The sequence below is a fragment of the Demequina capsici genome, from assembly GCF_032102965.1.
In the GTDB taxonomy this organism is placed as follows: domain Bacteria; phylum Actinomycetota; class Actinomycetes; order Actinomycetales; family Demequinaceae; genus Demequina; species Demequina capsici.
Genome location: NZ_CP134880.1, coordinates 1,330,839 through 1,347,633, shown reverse-complemented (window position 1 = coordinate 1,347,633; position 16,795 = coordinate 1,330,839). Strand labels below are relative to the sequence as shown.

Genomic DNA, 16,795 nt, shown 5'->3' with positions numbered 1-16,795 from the left:
CCCTGCCATCGGCGCCGATGGCATGCTCTCTGCATGCTGCTCGTCCACTCCACCGAGATCGGCGCCGCGAGCTACGGCCGCGCCCTGCGTGAAGGCACGCTGGTCCCCCTCACACGCTCGATCGCCACACCGCTGGACATCCCGCTCAGCCCAGGTCTGCGCGCACTCGCGCTCGCCGATCAGGTCCCCGACGCTGCGGTCGTGACGGGCCTCACCGGGCTCTGGATCATGGGCGCGGCGGCTCTGCCGCTCGACATCGACGTGCTGCGCCGCACCGGCTCCCCTCACGTCGCGCGGAGCTCGACGGCGATCGAACGCGTGAGGATCCACGCGGGCAACCCCGGCATCCTTCCTCCGCGCCGGGTGGGCACGCTGCTCGTTGCGTCGGCGCCACGATGCGTGGCCGACGCCTTGCGATGGTCGTCGCTGGGAACGGCCATCACCGCTTCGTGGAATGCGCTCTGCGCCGCACTCGTCGATGACCGCACCGTACGCGCCGAGCTTGAGCACACCCCGCGAGATCGCACTCGACGGCGGGCCGACAACGCATGGGCGGCCGTCGAGGAGGCTTTCGGGCAGCGGGCGGGGCACGACTCGCTGCTGCGCGCAGCGTGACGGCCGCTCGTGCTCAACGACGGCGCGTGCCGGTGATGCGCCGTGCGTCGTATACGCCCTCGATCCGGCGCACCGCGCCCAGCACCGCTCCCAGGTGCGACGGATCGGCCATCTCGAAGGTGAACGTGTTGAGCGCCACCCGGTCCTTGGAGGTGGAGACGTGCGCGCCCAGGATGTTCACGTGGTGGTCGGAGAGCACCTGAACCACGTCCGACAGCAGGCGGTTGCGATCCAGCGCCTCCACCTCGATCTGCACCATGTACGTGGCCTCATGCTGGCCCGTCCATTGGACATCGATCAGGCGCTCCGGCTGCTGCTCCTTCAGGCCTGCGAAGTTGTCGCAGTCCGCACGGTGGACACTGACCCCCTGGCCACGCGTGACGAAGCCCTGGATCGCATCGCCAGGCACCGGAGTGCAGCACTTCGCGAGCTTGACGACCACGTCCGCCAGACCGTGGACCGACACCCCAGGGTCGCCCCGGCGGGCCTTCTGCTTGGTGCCGGGACGCGTGATCTCCGTGAGGTCCTCGTCGGCACCCTCCTGGCCGCCGACCGCCTCCACCATGCGTGCGACGACGTCCGCCGGCTGCTCCTTGTGCTCGCCGATCGCAGCGTAGAGCCCGTCCACGTCGTCGTAGTGCATCTCCTTGGCGAGCGCCAGGAGCGTCGAGCGCGACATCAGGCGCTGCATCGGCAGATGCTGTCGACGGATCGCCCGCGCAAGCATGTCGCGGCCCGTCTCGATGGACTCCTCGCGACGCTCGCGCGTGAACCACTGGCGGATCTTGTTGCGAGCGCGCGTGGACTGCACGAAGTCCAGCCAGTCGCGCCGCGGATGCGCGTTCTCATCCGAGGTCGTGAGCACCTCGACCGTGTCGCCGTTCTCAAGCGTGGTGTCCAGCGGCACAAGGCGTCCGTTGACCTTCGCGCCGATCGTCTTGTGGCCCACCTCGGTGTGGACGGCGTACGCGAAGTCGACGGGCGTCGCACCCTGCGGCAGCGACAGCAGCCGTCCCCGCGGAGTGAAGACGTAGACCTCGGCGCGCGAGATCTCGCCGCGCAACGAGTCGAGGAACTCGCTCGGGTCCGCGGTCTCCTGCTGCCAGTCTGCGATCTGACGCAACCAACCCATATCGCCAGGGTTGCCGGTCGACTCCTGGCCGGTGCGGCCGTTCTCCTTGTAGCGCCAGTGCGCGGCAAGGCCGTACTCCGCGCGCCGATGCATGTCGCGCGTGCGGATCTGCAGCTCGACCGGCTTGCCCGACGGCCCGATCACCGTGGTGTGCAGCGACTGGTACAGGTTGAACTTGGGAGTCGCGATGTAGTCCTTGAAGCGCCCCGGCACAGGCTGGTACCGCGCGTGCATCGCACCCAGCACCGCGTAGCAGTCACGCACGGAATCCACGAGGATCCGCACACCCACCAGGTCGTAGATGTCGTTGAGATCACGACCTCGCACGATCATCTTCTGATAGACGGAGTAGTAGTGCTTGGGACGCCCTGTGATGGTCGCCTTGATGCGCATCTCTCGCAGGTCGGCGGCGATCTCCTCGCGCACCTGCGCCAGGTACTTCTCCCGCTCGGGCGCCCGCTCCGCGACGACCTCGACGATCTCCTGGTAGATCTTCGGATAGAGGGTGCGGAAGGACAGGTCCTCGAGCTCCCACTTGATCGCGTTGAGACCCATGCGATGCGCCAAGGGCGCGTAGATCTCGAGGGTCTCCTGCGCCTTCTTGCGTGCGGACTCGGGGCTGACGAACTCCCAGGTGCGGGCGTTGTGCAGCCGGTCGCACAGCTTCAGCAGCAGGACCCGGATGTCCTTGGCCATCGCGACGACCATCTTGCGGACCGTCTCGGCCTGTGCGGCATCGCCGTACTTGACCTTGTCGAGCTTGGTCACCCCGTCCACGATCATCGCGATCTCGGGGCCGAACTCGTCCTCCATCCGCTGCAGCGGATAGTCCGTGTCCTCGACGACGTCGTGGAGCAACGCCGCCGCGATCACGCTCGCCGGAAGGCCGAGGTCGGCCACGATCTGCGCCACCGCGATCGGATGCGTGATGTACGGCTCGCCGCTCTTGCGCTTCTGCCCGCGGTGCGCCTCCTCGGCGACCTCGTACGCCCGCTCGACGAGCGCCACCCGTTCGCGTGGATAGTGCGACCTGAACGTGTCGAGCACGCCGTCGATGGCGGTCGGCTCGCGCTGCCCGCGTCGCAGGAAGCCCAGGGGCCCGACGGACGCGGTGGAGGAGCGGGTGTCTGTCACACGGTCCTCCTTCCCAGGCAGAGCCTCAGTCTACTTGCGACCCTTGCGCTTGGGTTGCGCCCCTGTGCCGAGGTGCTCGCCAGGATTCAGCGCGCCCACGCGCACCTCGCCGTCGACACCGACCGTCACAGGCGACTCGCCGGCCTCGCGAAGCGCGAGCACCTTCGCCGTATGCTTGGCGATCCGCTCCTCGCGACTGCGCAGCTCGACCTCGATCGGCGTCGCGACGAAGATCGACGAGTATGTGCCGACCGCCATGCCGATGAAGAGGGCCAGCGAGATGTCCTTCAGCGTGCCGGCGCCCAGGATGAACGAGCCGATGAAGAGGATCGAGGCGACGGGCAGGAGCGCCACGATGGACGTGTTGATGGACCGCACCAGCGTCTGGTTGAGCGCCAGGTTCGCGAGCTCGGCATACGTGAACCGGCTCTGCGACGTGACCTCGGCCGTGTTCTCGCGCACCTTGTCGAAGACCACGACGGTGTCGTACAGCGAATAGCCGAGGATCGTCAGGAAGCCGATCACCGATGCGGGCGTCACCTCGAAGCCCACGAGCGCATAGATGCCCACGGTGAAGAGCAGGTCATGGACCAGCGCGACGATTCCTGCGGCGGCCATGCGCCAGGCACGGAAGTACAGGGTCATCACGACGGAGACCAGCAGCAGGAAGACGATGAGGCCCTGGACGGCCTTCTTGCCCACCTCTGCACCCCAGGTCGGACCGATCTGGGTCGAGGCCACATCGGTCTCGGCGACCCCGTAGCCGTCGGCGAGCGCCGTGGTGATCTGACGTGCGGTGTCGATGTCGACCGTGCCCATCGAGAGCTTGATCCTGTCGGTGCCCAGCGTGGTGGCGAGCGCATCGTCGGCCGGCGCGTACTGGTCGCCGATCTCCTGAGCGATCGACACATCCTGGGAAGGGCTCGTGACGATGAACTGGGTGCCGCCGACGAACTCGATGCCGAGGTTGATCTTGAAGATCAGAAGCGCGGCGATCGACAGCGCCATAAGGCCGCCGGAGATCGCGAACCAACGCTTGCGCTGACGGACGATCGGGTAGATCTTCTCGCCCGAGTGCAGGGCGTTGCCCCACTCGTTGAGGTTGCGCGCCATCAGTTCTCTCCCCCCTTGGCCGCGGCAGCCTTGCGTTCCGCGAGAGTCTGGGTCTGCGTGTCGCCCTGAGGCGTTCGGACCCGCCCGCGGCCCTTGTACAGCGTGTCACGTCCCAGCTGGCGCGGGTCGAGGCCCGACCACGGGTGGCCCTCGCCGAAGAACTTGGTCCTCGAGAGGAGCACGAGCATCGGGTGCGTGAACAGGAACACGATGACGATGTCGATCACCGTCGTGAGGCCGAGCGTGAACGCGAAGCCTCGGACCGACCCGACGGCCAGCAGGTACAGCACGACGGCCGCGAGCAGGTTGATGGCGTCGGAGGCAAGGATCGTGCGCTTCGCACGCTTCCAACCTCGATCGATGGCCGCGGGAAGGGACTTGCCCTCGCGCAGCTCGTCTCTGACGCGCTCGAAGTAGACGATGAACGAGTCGGCGGTCACACCGATCGCGACGATGAGTCCGGCCACGCCAGCGAGCGAGAGGCGGTAGTTGATCATCCAGTAGAGCAGGTCGATCGCCATGAAGGTCATCACGCCTGCGAGCAGCAGCGAGCCGACCGTGACGAGCCCGAGCATCCGGTACTGGAAGACGGAGTAGATCACCACGAGGATCAGGCCGATGAGACCAGCGATCAGGCCCGCCTGGAGCTGGTCTGATCCCAGCGTGGGGGGAATCGTGTCGTTCGACTGGAGCTCCAGCGTCAACGGCAGGGCGCCGAACTGGAGCTGGTTGGCCAGCTGCTCGGCCTCCGCCTGGGTGAAGCTTCCGGTGATCGACGCGGTGCCGCCCGAGATCCGCTCGTTCATCGTCGGGTCAGAGATCACGACGCCGTCGAGCAGGATCCCGAACTGGTTCTGAGGAGCCGAGAGCTGGATGAGACGCTGCGAGATCTCGTCGAAGATCTGGGTGCCCTCGCTGGTGAAGTTGAGGACGACCTCGTAGTCGCCGGTGAGCGAGCCGGTGGTGTTGAACCTGGGACCCGAGGTGGCGCTGGCGACGTCGGAGCCGGTCAGCTCCACGGGGCCCATGATGATCTTCGCGGAGCCGTCGGAGAGGCACGCGACATGCCCAGCGTCGGGGTCACCGAGGTCAGCGCCGCCGAGGTTCGCCGCGTCGGTGCAGTCGAGCGCATCGGCCTGAGCGCGCAGGTCGTCGGTGATCCACGCGAGGTCGGAGGCGGTGCCAACCGAAGGGTCAGAAGAAGAGGTGTCCGTGGACGCGCTCGCCGACGCCGACGCGGACGGGGAAGCGGAGGCGGATGCCGAGGCTGTCGGCGTGGCCGCGGTCGCCGCCTCAGCGGTGGCGGCGCTCGAAGCGCCGTCCGCTGACGCCGACGCCGACGGAGATGCGGATGCCGATGCAGAGGTGTCCGAGGACGCGCTTGCCGAAGGCGTCGCAGACGCGGACGCGGACGTCACGGGAGACGGATCGTCGATCTCGAGCACGGGGCGGAACTGCAGCTGCGCGCTCTGGCGCACCATGTCGATGGTCGCGGCCGACGGCGTGCCTGGCAGCGACACCACGATCACGTTCGACCCCTGGGTGGAGATCTCCGCCTCGGACACGCCTGAGGCGTTGACGCGGTTGCGGATGATCGCCACGGCCTGGTTCAGGTCGTCCTGCGTCACCTCCGAACCGTCGGTGGTCGTCGCCTGGAGCGTCAGCTGAACTCCGCCCTCGAGGTCGAGGGCGAGCCCTGGGGCAAGGGTGGTCTGATTGGTGAGCACCCCTGCGGCGAGGGCCCCATAGCCCACGACGAGGATGATGCCCAGCCACACGAGCGCGCGACGCGCCGCCTTCGCTGCAGTTGACACGGAGTTCCTCACGTTTGGTTCGCCCATCGCTGGGCCCAGGGAAGTCTAGCCCTGAGAATGCCCAGAGTCGAAAACCCCCGCGCGTCACTCGAAGAGTCGTGATCCCCCGGTGCCCGCCGCGGGCCCGTCCGGCACGGGAAGCCCGAGGTGCTCCCACGCCAGAGCGGTGGCGACGCGACCGCGCGGGCTACGGCTCATGAGCCCTTCACGGACCAGGAACGGCTCCGCGACGGTCTCCACGGTCTCCGGCTCCTCCCCCACTGCGACGGCAAGCGTCGTGAGGCCGACAGGACCGCCGCCGAACCGTGTGCACAGCGCGCCGAGCACTGCGCGGTCGAGGCGATCGAGGCCCATCTCGTCGACCTCGTAGACCTCGAGCGCCGCCCTGGCGGCGTCCAAGGTGCCCCGACCGTCCCCATGCACCTGCGCCCAGTCGCGGACCCGTCGCAGCAGCCGGTTCGCGATACGCGGGGTTCCGCGCGAGCGCGAGGCGATCTCGGCTGCGGCGTCATGGGAGATCGAGAGGTCGAGCATCCCCGCGGACCGCACCAGGATCGCCTTCAGCTCGTCGGGCTCGTAGAAGTCGAGGTGACCCGTGAAACCGAAGCGATCACGCAGCGGCGCGGGCAGAAGCCCCGCGCGCGTGGTAGCCCCGACCGCCGTGAAGGGAGGCAAGGTGAGCGGGATCGAGGTGGCACCTGGGCCCTTGCCGACGACCACGTCCACGCGGAAGTCCTCCATCGCGAGGTAGAGCATCTCCTCCGCGGGCCGCGCCAGGCGATGGATCTCATCGATGAACAGGACGTCGCCCTCGTCGAGCGAGCTGAGGACGGCGGCGAGGTCGCCCGCGTGCTGGATGGCCGGGCCCGACGTGACGCGCAGCGTGGAGCCCATCTCCTGGGCGATGATGAGCGCCAGCGTCGTCTTGCCCAGGCCGGGCGGGCCAGACAGCAGCACGTGGTCCGAGGTGCCACCGCGCGCGATCGCGGCGCGCAGCACCAGTCCGAGCTGCTCCCGTACCGTGCGCTGCCCGACGAACTCGTCGAGGTTGCGCGGACGAAGCGCCGCCTCCGACGAACGCTCGATGGCATCCGCCTCCGCGCTCACCACGCGGGCCAGGTCCTCGAGGTCGTCATCCACGCGAGCCGCCCAGCGCCTTCAGGGCCGCGCGAAGCGTGTCCGCGACCTCGGGGTCCTGGATGGGAGACGAGGCGACCCTCTCCACCGCCGCTTGCGCAGCCTTGGCGTTGTAGCCGAGACCCACCAGGGCCTCGACCACCTGATCGCGACCGTCGCCGCGGGGCGCCGATCCATCCTGCTCCGGAAGCGACAGCCTGCCGCCGAGCTCGAGGAGCAGGCGCGCTGCGACCTTCGCACCGATACCAGGGACCTTCTCAAGCGCCTTGCGATCCGCGGCCTGCACCGCTGTCACCAACGCCTCCGGGGAGTGGACGGCGAGCATGGCGAGAGCGAGCTTGGGACCGACGCCCTGCACGCTCTGCAGCGTCTCGAAGGTGTCCCGCTCCGACGCGGCGGCGAAGCCGTACAAGGTCAGGGACTCCTCGCGCACCACCAGGTGCGTGTGCAACGTGGCGTGCTGACCCGTCCTGAGATCGGCCAGAACCGCAGGGGTGGAGAGCACCCGGTAGCCGACGCCCGAGACGTCGAGCACCGCCGCGGACGCGCCCACGTGGGCGACGGTCCCGGTGAGCTGAGCGATCACGCCGCCCCTCCTTATCGAACGTATGTACGAACGAGGCTACGGGACCGGCGTCGACTAGCCACGCCGACGCGCCGCGCGCTCCGCCTCGACCCACCGACGTTGCGCGTCGGTCGAGGCTCGGGACGAGGTGGGCGCCGCTCCCCCGCGCCAGGCGTGCGCGATCGCGATGGCCAGCGCATCGGCGGCGTCGGCGGGCTTCGGCATCTCAGCGAGTCCGAGCAGCCGCGCCACCATGGCACCGACCTGCTGCTTCCCCGCCGTGCCGGATCCGGTCACGGCGGCCTTCACCTCCGACGGCGTGTACAGCGCGACAGGCAGTCCCCGACGCTGCGCGGCGAGCATCACGACTCCGGAGATCTGCGCGGTCCCCATCACCGTGCTGACATTGTGCTGCGCGAAGACGCGCTCGAGCGCCACCGCCTCTGGACGATGCTCGTCGAGCACCTCCTCCAAGGCGTCCGCGATCGCCGCGAGCCTCGCGGGCACGTCGTCGTCGGGCCGGGACCGCGCGACGGAGACGTCGACCAAGGTGATGCGGCGCGCCGCCTGCGCGTCGACCACACCGAGGCCGCACCTGGTCAGGCCAGGATCGACGCCGAGGACGCGCATCGGCTACTCGGCCGCGGCTGCCTCGAGCACCTCGTCCGAGGCGTCCATGTTCGCGTACACGTTCTGCACGTCGTCACAGTCCTCGAGCGCGTCGATCAGGCGCAGCATCTTCCTGGCGCCGTCGACGTCCAGCTCGACCTTCATCGACGGCATCCACACGGCCTCGGCCGAGTCGTAGTCGATGCCGGCGTCCTGCAGAGCCGTGCGCACCGCGACGACGTCGGTTGCCTCCGACGTGATCTCGAAGACGTCGCCGCCGTTCTCGATCTCCTCGGCACCCGCCTCGAGGGTGGCCTCCATCAGCGCATCCTCGTCGGTGCCGTCGGCCGGGACGATGACCTGACCCTTGCGGGAGAACAGGTACGCGACCGAGCCCGGGTCGGCGAGCGTGCCGTTGTTGCGCGTCAACGCGGTGCGCACCTCCATGGCCGCACGGTTGCGGTTATCGGTGAGGCACTCGATCAGCATCGCGACGCCGTTGGGGCCATAGCCCTCGTACATGATGGTCTCGTACTGCGCGCCGCCCGCCTCGAGCCCGGAGCCGCGCTTCACGGCGCGGTCGATGTTGTCGTTCGGCACCGACGACTTCTTGGCCTTCTGCACCGCGTCGAACAGCGTCGGGTTGCCGGCGAGGTCACCGCCGCCCGTGCGCGCCGCCACCTCGATGTTCTTGATCAGCTTGGCGAACAGCTTGCCTCGCTTGGCGTCGATGACCGCCTTCTTGTGCTTGGTGGTGGCCCACTTGGAGTGACCGGACACGTGTGCTCCTCGTCGCGCAGGTTCTAGGACTGCCGACCATTCTACGCAGGCACGGCCGACGTCACGGCGCGCCCTGCCCTCGCAGCGGGATCAGTCCCCGCCCAGCTCGTCCGCATACCGGGCGATCGCGTCGCCGTACCACATCAGGTGCGGAGCGAGCGCCACGAGCGCCGCGCGCAGCGCCGCACCCGGTCGACCGGCATCAGCGAGCGCGAGCGCGAGGAACGCCTGCGCCGCAGGCTCGAGCTCCCCGCGCACGCGCGCGGATCTCAGAGCGTCGATCGCCTCGTCCGGCCGGCCCACGTTGCGCAAGGAGCTCGCCAGCTGGATGACGGCCTCATCGCGCCGGGTGCCGCTCAGCCCCGCCTTGAGCGCACGTCTGTAGAGCGGGATCGCCTGCTTCTCCGCACCGACGAGGTCATCGTGCCGCGACGATCTCCGCGAGAAGTGCGTGGACACGGTCGTCGGCGACCGCACCCGGCGCCACGATCTCAGGGTGGAAGCTTGTGGCGATCGCATTGCCGTGACGCACCGCGACCGTGCGGTCCCCATGCGCCTCGTCGACTGCGAGCACCTCGACGTCGTCACCGAACGATTCCACCCACGGCGCGCGGATGAACGTCGCATGCATCGTGGAGCCGTCGGGACGCCACGTGAGCTGCACCTCCGACGAGTCGACCTGCCTGCCGAACGCGTTGCGGCGCACCGTCATGGGGATCGCTCCGAGCGTCTGCTGCCCTTCGATCCCTCCGATGATGTCGGTGGCGAGCATGATCATGCCCGCGCAGGTGCCCAGCACCGGGAGTCCTTCGGCGAGCCGCGTCCGGAGCGGCTCGTAGAGCTCGAAGATCCGCAGGAGCTTGTCGATCGTGGTGGATTCGCCACCCGGGATCACCAGACCCTCGACGGCCTCCAGCTCGCGGACACGGCGCACACCCACCGGGGTCACGCCGATGCGCGACAGCGCCTGCATGTGCTCCCGCACGTCGCCCTGCAGCGCCAGGACCCCGATCGTCGTCACTCGTCCACCTCTCCCAGGTTCACCGTCTCACCGTTCCAGTCGAGGAACTCGTCCCACGGCTCCCGCAGCCGCAGCGGGAACACCTCGATCGCCGCTTCCCGCAGCTCATGCTCCGCGAGCCAGGCGATCTCGTCGATCGTCTCCCGCTCAGCGGCCGTCCACCGCTGCTCCACCGAGGCGTCGATCGCGTCCACCTGGAGCAGGTAGATGACCTCGTGCTGGACGTATGGACGGCTCATGAAGTCGAAGAACGCCGTCCGCTCCCACACCGGACCCACGAGCTCGTGCTCGCCGCAGACGATCCCCGTCTCCTCCTGGAGCTCACGAACCGCGGCCTGCAACGGCGTCTCCCCCGCCTCGATTCCACCACCGGGCGTGAACCACCACGAACGGGAGGGCTGATGCGGATCGTGCGCCCGGAGCACCAGCAGGCGCCGGTCCCGAGACACCACGAGCACCCGTGCCCCTTCGCGCATGACGCGCTCGTGAGGCCCGGGCACGCGGCTCACCAGCCGCGCTCAGCCAGTCGGTGGGGCTCGGGGAGCTCCTCCACGTTGATGCCCACCATCGCCTCGCCGAGGCCACGCGACACCTGGGCGATGACCGCCGGGTCGTCGTAGAAGGTGGTCGCCTTCACGATCGCCTTGGCACGGTCGGACGGGTTGCCGGACTTGAAGATGCCGGAGCCGACGAACACGCCCTCGGCGCCCAGCTGCATCATCATGGCCGCATCGGCTGGCGTGGCGATGCCTCCAGCCGTGAAGAGCACGACCGGGAGCTTGCCGGTGGCAGCGATCTCCTTGACGAGCGGCAGCGGAGCCTGGAGCTCCTTGGCCGCCACGTACAGCTCGTCCTCGGGCATCGCGGTCAGCGCCTTGATCTCAGCGCGGATCTTGCGCATGTGGGTGGTGGCGTTCGACACGTCGCCCGTGCCCGCCTCACCCTTGGAGCGGATCATCGCCGCGCCTTCGGAGATGCGGCGCAGCGCCTCGCCGAGGTTGGTCGCACCGCACACGAACGGGACTGTGAAGTTCCACTTGTCGATGTGGTGCGTGTAGTCGGCGGGAGTGAGCACCTCCGACTCGTCGATGTAGTCGACGCCGAGGCTCTGAAGCACCTGCGCCTCGACGAAGTGCCCGATGCGAGCCTTCGCCATGACGGGGATCGAGACGGCATCGATGATGCCTTCGATCATGTCGGGGTCGCTCATGCGCGACACGCCACCCTGGGCACGGATGTCCGCGGGGACGCGCTCGAGTGCCATCACAGCAACGGCACCGGCGTCCTCAGCGATCTTCGCCTGCTCGGGAGTGACGACGTCCATGATCACGCCGCCCTTGAGCATGTCGGCCATGCCGCGCTTGACGAGGTCGGTGCCGACCTGGGGGGCGTTCGTGGCTTCGCTCATGCTCTCTCTTCTTCCTTCGCAGGCTGGGGACTCAGTTCGGCGTCAAGTCTAATGGCGTCGAGGTACGTCTCCTCGACCCGGGGCACCACCTGGAGCCAGTCGAAGGTGCCAGCGAGCTCCTGGCCACGGCGCGACAGCCTGCGGCGTGCCGCGCCATCCTGGAGCAGGGCTGTGACCTCGCGTGCCAGGGCGTCGGCATCGCCGACGGGGAAGAGTCGGACCGCCAGCGCTCCATCCGTCCCCGTGCCCACATCCCTGAACGCGGTGAGATCGCTCGCGACCACGGCGGCACCGGCCGCCATCGCCTCCACGAGCACGATCCCGAAGCTCTCGCCGCCGGTGTTGGGGGCGACGTACACGTCCATCGAGGACATGAAGCGCTCCTTGTCCGCCTCATCGAGCGGACCGATCGAGGTAGCGCCCGCGCGCCGGATCTTGTCCGCCGTGCGCTCCGAGTAGCGGCCTGCGACCATGAAGCGGGCCCCTGGTATCTGGGCGCGCACCCCCGGGATGGCGTCCAGGAACGACTCGAGACCCTTGCGCGGCTCGTCCATGCGTCCCAGGATCCCGACCGTCGGCGCGGACGGCGTGCCGCGCCAATGCTCTCGAGGCACCGCTGACACGAACGTGCTCGTGTCCACGCCGTTCGGGATGATGTGGGTCGCCTCGACACGAAGATGCTGGCTCACGGTCCGCGCCGCCGACGGGGAGACGGCGATGCGCGCGTCGAGCTCCTCGTAGCCCGGCTTGATGAACGGCTTCCCGATCCTCATGAGCGCGGAGTCGTCGTTCGAGGTATGGAAGGTGGCCACCGTGGGGCCGAGCCTCGCCCACATCGCGATGACCGAGATCGACGGCGCACCGGGCTCGTGCAGATGGACCACGTCGAACTGCCCCTCGCGCAGCCACTTGCGCACCCTGGCGGCCGTGAGCAGGCCGAAGGACAGTCGGGCCGTGGACCCGTTGTACGGGATCGGGATCGAGCGACCGGTGCTCATGACATAGCCCGGGACCGGCGTGTTCGGCGCGGCCGGCGCCAGCACCGAGACGAAGTGGCCCCGCGCCAGGAGCGCCTGAGCGAGGTCCATCACGTGGAGCTGGACACCGCCGGGGCGGTCGAGCGAGTAGGGGCAGACGATGCCGATCCGCATGTCACGCGTCCTCGAGCCAGCCGAACCGCTGGAGCATGTGCCAGTCCTGAGGCCGTGCGGCGATCCCGTCGGCGAGCGTCGTGGCCCACGCCTGCGTCATCTCGTCCACCCGTCGCTCTCCGGTGTAGTCGGCCGGATCGATCACCTGTCCGAACGAGAGCACCGTACCCCAGGCGGACCTGGCGGCCCTGCGCCGCGCGCCGCGCAGCCGCTCGTACCTGACGTGCACGGGAAGGATCTGACGAGCGCTCACCGCCGCGAGAGCGGCAGGTCCTGGAGCCACCTTCACCTGGCGGCCCCACATCGTGACGGGCACGCCCGACCCGGACAGGTCCCGGTCGGCGACCAGGCACACGAGCGCTGCCTCGCTCCGCGCGATCCGGATGAGCTGCCGGAAGGTCGCTCCGCCCTCGTGACCCAGCACCGTCACGCCGTGGCTGGCTCGCAGCGCCACGAACTCGTCGAACACCTCGTCGGGCTTCAGCCGCTCGGCGACGGCGACGACCGGGATGAGGTGCCGCGAGCCCCATGCGCCCACCAGGTCCCAGTTGCCGCTGTGGCCCAGCACTGCGATGACCGCCTGATCGCCGGAGAACAGGTGCGCCACGGCGTCGAGGCCCTCGACTCTCACGCGCGCGTCCACCGTGCGTGCCGTCATGCGCCGCATCTCAAGGATCTCGGCGTAGTACCTCGCCACGGAGGCGAGCCCTGCACGGGTGAGGGCGCGCAGCCCGGGTCCCTCCTCTCCCGTCACGCGGGCGAGGTTGGCAGCGAGCCTGCGCTCCGCCTTCGCGTGCGTGAGCCAGCCGAGCATCGCGATCGCCCACGCCGCAATGCGGACCACGCCCGCGGGCAGCCAGCGCGAGGCGCGCCAGGCGAGCAGGAATGCGTTCATCGGGCCGTCGAGGCCTGTCCGCCCTCATCCGGCTCGCCCGCGTGCGTCCCGTCCGCCTCAGCGGCCGAGGCATCGTCTCCGTGCGCGCGTCCAGGCGCGTCGTCGGGGTGGTGGGAGAAGTCCTCGGAGTCACGGTGGTGGTCCCGCGCAAGGTCGAGGTCGGCCCGGTTGGCGACGACCACGCGCCAGGTGCGCTGACCGACGGTGACCGCCGCAGCGGCCGCGAGCAGCCACAGGACGACCGTGAGCACCACCTGAGGCAGGCCGAGCCCCACAAGGCCGGTCGCGGTGAGGCCGATCACCAGCCTGTCGGAACGCTCGGCGATGCCCACCGCGGCGTCGATGCCGAGGCTCTCGGCCTTCGCACGCGCATACGGGACGACGGCGCCGATCGTCAGGCATAGCAGCGCGCCGAGCGCGGTCGCCGAGTCGTCACGGAACGTCCACACCAGGGCGCCGAAGATCGCGGCGTCAGCGATGCGGTCCAGAGTCGAGTCGAGGAACGCGCCCAGGCGCGACGTCTTGCCCGACAGCCTCGCCATCGTCCCGTCGAGCATGTCCGTGACCACGAAGAACGTGATGAACAGGGTGCCCCAGAACAGCCAGGCGCCGCCCTTCGGGAAGAAGACCACCGCGCCCAGGACCACGCCGATGGTGCCGGTGATGGTCACCGCGTTCGGGTGGACTCCGGCGCGCAGGAGCGCCTTCGCCGGGGCCTGCCAGATCTTGGCCATCAATGGCCGCAGGCTGGAGAACATCGTCGCCTTTCGGTTGGCTGGATCGTCGTCAGCGGCGTGCCGCCCACGCCTCGCTGACACGCTGCCAGGTGTCATCCAGCAGCTCGGGGACGGCCTTGGTGCGCCCGATGATGGGCAGGAAGTTCGCGTCACCTGTCCATCGCGGGACCACGTGCTGATGCAGGTGCTCGGAGATGCCGGCGCCGCCCGACACTCCCTGGTTCATGCCGATGTTGAAGCCCTGCGTGCCGCTGAGCTCACGGAGGATGTCCATCGCCTCCGCGGTGAGCTCCGCCATCTCGGCGCGCTCCTCAGGCGTCGCCTCGTCGTACCACCCGAGATGGCGGTACGGGCACACCATCAGATGGCCGGGGTTGTACGGGTACAGGTTGAGGACCACGTAGCAGGTGACGCCGCGATGGACCACGAGATGGGCCCGATCGTCGTCCTCCGTCTTCTTGCACAAGGGGCAGTCGCGTTCGCCCTCGATGCGCGGACGCTCGGACGAGTGCGTGATGTATGCCATCCGGTGCGGCGTCCACAGACGCTCGAACCCGTCGGGCACGCCACCCATCATGTCCGAGTCGACCACGTCGGGCATGCTCAGACCTGCGCCCGGCTCGCGATGGCGTCGAGGATGCGTGCGACCGCGTCGTCCACCGGGACCTGGTTGTCCTGGCTCCCGTCGCGGAAGCGGAAGGATACCGCTCCCGCCTCGGCATCCTCGCCGCCTGCGATCAGCACGAACGGGATCTTCTCCTTGGACGCGTTGCGGATCTTCTTCGGGAAGCGCTCGTCGGACACGTCGAGCTCGGCGCGGACGCCCGCCGCCTTCAGCTTTGCGACGACGTCACCGAGGTAGTCGTTGAACGGCTCCGCGACGGGCACCGCGCGGACCTGCACGGGCGCGAGCCACGCGGGGAACGCGCCCGCGTAGTGCTCGGTGAGGATGGCGAAGAAGCGCTCGATCGAGCCGAACAGCGCGCGATGGATCATCACCGGACGCTGGCGGGCGCCGTCCGCCGCCATGTACTCGAGCTCGAAGCGCTCCGGCAGGTTGAAGTCCAGCTGGATGGTGGACATCTGCCACGACCGTCCGATCGCGTCGCGCGTCTGCACCGAGATCTTGGGTCCGTAGAAGGCGGCGCCGCCCGGGTCCGGCACGAGCTCGAGTCCGGACTCGACGGCCACCTGCCGCAGGGTCTCCGTCGCCTCGTCCCAGACGTCGTCCGAGCCCACGAACTTCTCGGGGTTCTTGGTGGACAGCTCCAGGTAGAAGTCCTCGAGGCCGTAGTCCTTGAGGAGGTCGAGCACGAACGTCAGCAGCCCGGTGAGCTCGTCCTTCATCTGGTCCCGGGTGCAGTAGATGTGCGCGTCGTCCTGCGTGAAGCCGCGTGCGCGGGTCAGACCGTGCACGACGCCGGACTTCTCGTACCGGTAGACGGTGCCGAACTCGAACAGGCGCAACGGCAGCTCACGGTAGGAGCGCCCGCGCGCGTCGAAGATCAGGTTGTGCATGGGGCAGTTCATGGGCTTGAGGTAGTAGTCCTGGCCCTGCTTGGTGACGTTGCCTGCGGCGTCGCGCTCCTCATCGAGGTGCATCGCCGGGTACATGCCCTCGGCGTACCAGTCCAGGTGGCCCGAGGTCTCGAACAGCGTGCTCTTGGTGGCGTGCGGCGTGTAGACGAACTCGTAGCCGGCGTCGATGTGGCGCTGTCGCGAGTACTCCTCCATCTCATGGCGGATGACGCCGCCCTTCGGGTGGAACACCGCCAGCCCGGAGCCGATCTGGTCCGGGAAGGAGAACAGGTCGAGCTCGGATCCCAGCCGCCGGTGGTCACGGCGCTCCGCCTCGGCGAGGCGCTCCTTGTAGGCGACCAGCTCCTCCTTGCTGGGCCAGGCGGTGCCGTAGACGCGCTGGAGCTGCGGGTTCTTCTCCGAGCCCTTCCAGTACGCGGCCGCCGAGCGCATCAGCGACCAGCCGTTCGCGAGCACCTTCGTGGACGCGACGTGCGGACCGCGGCAGAGATCCTTCCACGCGACCTCGCCGCCGCGGCGGACGTTGTCGTAGATGGTGATGTCACCGTCGCCGATCTCCACGGAGGCGCCCTCGGCACCCTCCGAGTCGTGGGTGAGCAGCTCGCACTTGTACGGCTCGTGCGCCAGCTCCGCGAGCGCCTCCTCGCGGGTGACCTCGCGACGCACGAAGGACTGGCCCTCCTTGACGATGCGCTGCATCGCCTTCTCGAGGGCCCTCAGGTCCTCGGGGGTGAAAGGGGTCTCGACGTCGAAGTCGTAGTAGAAGCCGTCGGTGATGGGAGGCCCGACACCCAGCTTCGCGTCCGGGTTCACCTGCTGCACCGCCTGCGCCATGACGTGCGCGGTCGAGTGGCGCAGGACCATGAGGCCGTCCGGCTCGCCGACGGTGACCGCCTCGACCTGCTCGCCAGGGCCGATCTCGCGGGCGAGGTCGCGGAGCGCCCCGTCGACGCGCATGACGATCACATCCCTGCGGTCCGCGAAGAGGTCCGACCCCGTCGTCCCGGCGGCGAGCTCTCGCTCGGTGCCGTCGATGGTCGCGATGAGGCTGGACACTGTCGTGCTCCTTCGGGTTGCGGGGTGTCAGAGGTGACGACACGATGCTACCGACCTGACGACGGGACGACGCACCTGCGCGCATCGCG

General features: G+C 68.9%; 17 protein-coding genes. 1 reads left to right on the top strand and 16 read right to left on the bottom strand.

From position 1 onward, the window contains the following. Nucleotides 1-33 precede the first annotated feature (33 nt). Nucleotides 34-615, top strand: a complete 582-nt coding sequence (locus tag RN607_RS06495) for a hypothetical protein (protein WP_313545156.1) — start codon at nucleotides 34-36, stop codon at nucleotides 613-615. Between the two features lie 13 nt (nucleotides 616-628). Here RN607_RS06495 and RN607_RS06490 read toward each other — a convergent pair whose 3' ends face one another. The 16 genes from RN607_RS06490 to thrS all read right to left on the bottom strand — a co-directional run bounded on the left by RN607_RS06490 (nucleotide 629) and on the right by thrS (nucleotide 16,706). After that, on the bottom strand, nucleotides 629-2,881 hold the full coding sequence (locus tag RN607_RS06490; RefSeq protein ID WP_376784244.1) for a RelA/SpoT family protein: 2,253 nt from the start codon (nucleotides 2,879-2,881) through the stop codon (nucleotides 629-631). A gap of 30 nt (nucleotides 2,882-2,911) precedes the next feature. After that, entirely contained in the window at nucleotides 2,912-3,994 is a 1,083-nt protein-coding gene (gene secF / locus RN607_RS06485; RefSeq protein ID WP_313501180.1) for a protein translocase subunit SecF, read from the bottom strand. Continuing rightward, on the bottom strand, nucleotides 3,994-5,808 hold the full coding sequence (gene secD, locus RN607_RS06480) for a protein translocase subunit SecD (RefSeq protein WP_313545154.1): 1,815 nt from the start codon (nucleotides 5,806-5,808) through the stop codon (nucleotides 3,994-3,996). The genes secF and secD overlap by 1 nt, the downstream gene beginning before the upstream one ends. Before the next feature lie 84 nt (nucleotides 5,809-5,892). Further along, nucleotides 5,893-6,948: a Holliday junction branch migration DNA helicase RuvB gene (ruvB, locus tag RN607_RS06475; protein ID WP_313501175.1), complete on the bottom strand. Its 1,056-nt coding sequence runs from the start codon at nucleotides 6,946-6,948 to the stop codon at nucleotides 5,893-5,895. Continuing rightward, nucleotides 6,941-7,531 (bottom strand): Holliday junction branch migration protein RuvA, encoded by a 591-nt coding sequence (gene ruvA / locus RN607_RS06470; RefSeq protein ID WP_313545152.1) that lies wholly within the window; start codon nucleotides 7,529-7,531, stop codon nucleotides 6,941-6,943. Before ruvA ends, ruvB begins: the two co-directional genes overlap by 8 nt. A 54-nt stretch (nucleotides 7,532-7,585) precedes the next feature. After that, nucleotides 7,586-8,140 carry a crossover junction endodeoxyribonuclease RuvC gene (ruvC, locus tag RN607_RS06465; RefSeq protein WP_313545150.1) on the bottom strand — a complete coding sequence of 185 codons (555 nt, stop codon included), beginning with the start codon at nucleotides 8,138-8,140 and terminating at the stop codon, nucleotides 7,586-7,588. A gap of 3 nt (nucleotides 8,141-8,143) precedes the next feature. Next, on the bottom strand, nucleotides 8,144-8,899 hold the full coding sequence (locus RN607_RS06460) for a YebC/PmpR family DNA-binding transcriptional regulator (RefSeq protein WP_313501168.1): 756 nt from the start codon (nucleotides 8,897-8,899) through the stop codon (nucleotides 8,144-8,146). Between the two features lie 90 nt (nucleotides 8,900-8,989). Beyond that, nucleotides 8,990-9,358: a tetratricopeptide repeat protein gene (locus tag RN607_RS06455; protein ID WP_313545148.1), complete on the bottom strand. Its 369-nt coding sequence runs from the start codon at nucleotides 9,356-9,358 to the stop codon at nucleotides 8,990-8,992. Then, nucleotides 9,318-9,920 carry a pyridoxal 5'-phosphate synthase glutaminase subunit PdxT gene (gene pdxT / locus RN607_RS06450; RefSeq protein ID WP_313501166.1) on the bottom strand — a complete coding sequence of 201 codons (603 nt, stop codon included), beginning with the start codon at nucleotides 9,918-9,920 and terminating at the stop codon, nucleotides 9,318-9,320. The genes RN607_RS06455 and pdxT overlap by 41 nt, the downstream gene beginning before the upstream one ends. Then, nucleotides 9,917-10,396: an NUDIX hydrolase gene (locus RN607_RS06445; RefSeq protein WP_313545145.1), complete on the bottom strand. Its 480-nt coding sequence runs from the start codon at nucleotides 10,394-10,396 to the stop codon at nucleotides 9,917-9,919. The genes pdxT and RN607_RS06445 overlap by 4 nt, the downstream gene beginning before the upstream one ends. Before the next feature lie 29 nt (nucleotides 10,397-10,425). Continuing rightward, nucleotides 10,426-11,328: a pyridoxal 5'-phosphate synthase lyase subunit PdxS gene (gene pdxS / locus RN607_RS06440; RefSeq protein ID WP_313501162.1), complete on the bottom strand. Its 903-nt coding sequence runs from the start codon at nucleotides 11,326-11,328 to the stop codon at nucleotides 10,426-10,428. Beyond that, nucleotides 11,325-12,479, bottom strand: a complete 1,155-nt coding sequence (locus RN607_RS06435) for a glycosyltransferase family 4 protein (RefSeq protein WP_313545143.1) — start codon at nucleotides 12,477-12,479, stop codon at nucleotides 11,325-11,327. The genes pdxS and RN607_RS06435 overlap by 4 nt, the downstream gene beginning before the upstream one ends. Before the next feature lies 1 nt (nucleotide 12,480). Continuing rightward, complete coding sequence (locus RN607_RS06430) at nucleotides 12,481-13,374, bottom strand: phosphatidylinositol mannoside acyltransferase (RefSeq protein ID WP_313545141.1); 894 nt, start codon at nucleotides 13,372-13,374, stop codon at nucleotides 12,481-12,483. Beyond that, on the bottom strand, nucleotides 13,371-14,108 hold the full coding sequence (gene pgsA / locus RN607_RS06425; RefSeq protein ID WP_313545139.1) for a phosphatidylinositol phosphate synthase: 738 nt from the start codon (nucleotides 14,106-14,108) through the stop codon (nucleotides 13,371-13,373). The genes RN607_RS06430 and pgsA overlap by 4 nt, the downstream gene beginning before the upstream one ends. Before the next feature lie 52 nt (nucleotides 14,109-14,160). Beyond that, nucleotides 14,161-14,712: an HIT family protein gene (locus RN607_RS06420; protein WP_313545137.1), complete on the bottom strand. Its 552-nt coding sequence runs from the start codon at nucleotides 14,710-14,712 to the stop codon at nucleotides 14,161-14,163. Between the two features lie 2 nt (nucleotides 14,713-14,714). Next, nucleotides 14,715-16,706 carry a threonine--tRNA ligase gene (gene thrS / locus RN607_RS06415; RefSeq protein WP_313545135.1) on the bottom strand — a complete coding sequence of 664 codons (1,992 nt, stop codon included), beginning with the start codon at nucleotides 16,704-16,706 and terminating at the stop codon, nucleotides 14,715-14,717. Nucleotides 16,707-16,795: the final 89 nt, after the last annotated feature.

Bases quoted from the DNA above. Each gene is read 5' to 3' on its own strand.
- pgsA (WP_313545139.1), bottom strand. From the start codon at position 14,108: ATGGCCAAGATCTGGCAGGCCCCGGCGAAGGCGCTCCTGCGCGCCGGA.
- pdxS (WP_313501162.1), bottom strand. From the start codon at position 11,328: ATGAGCGAAGCCACGAACGCCCCCCAGGTCGGCACCGACCTCGTCAAG.
- RN607_RS06435 (WP_313545143.1), bottom strand. From the start codon at position 12,479: ATGCGGATCGGCATCGTCTGCCCCTACTCGCTCGACCGCCCCGGCGGT.
- RN607_RS06430 (WP_313545141.1), bottom strand. From the start codon at position 13,374: ATGAACGCATTCCTGCTCGCCTGGCGCGCCTCGCGCTGGCTGCCCGCG.
- RN607_RS06420 (WP_313545137.1), bottom strand. From the start codon at position 14,712: ATGCCCGACGTGGTCGACTCGGACATGATGGGTGGCGTGCCCGACGGG.
- ruvC (WP_313545150.1), bottom strand. From the start codon at position 8,140: ATGCGCGTCCTCGGCGTCGATCCTGGCCTGACCAGGTGCGGCCTCGGT.
- RN607_RS06495 (WP_313545156.1), top strand. From the start codon at position 34: ATGCTGCTCGTCCACTCCACCGAGATCGGCGCCGCGAGCTACGGCCGC.
- RN607_RS06445 (WP_313545145.1), bottom strand. From the start codon at position 10,396: ATGCGCGAAGGGGCACGGGTGCTCGTGGTGTCTCGGGACCGGCGCCTG.
- secF (WP_313501180.1), bottom strand. From the start codon at position 3,994: ATGGCGCGCAACCTCAACGAGTGGGGCAACGCCCTGCACTCGGGCGAG.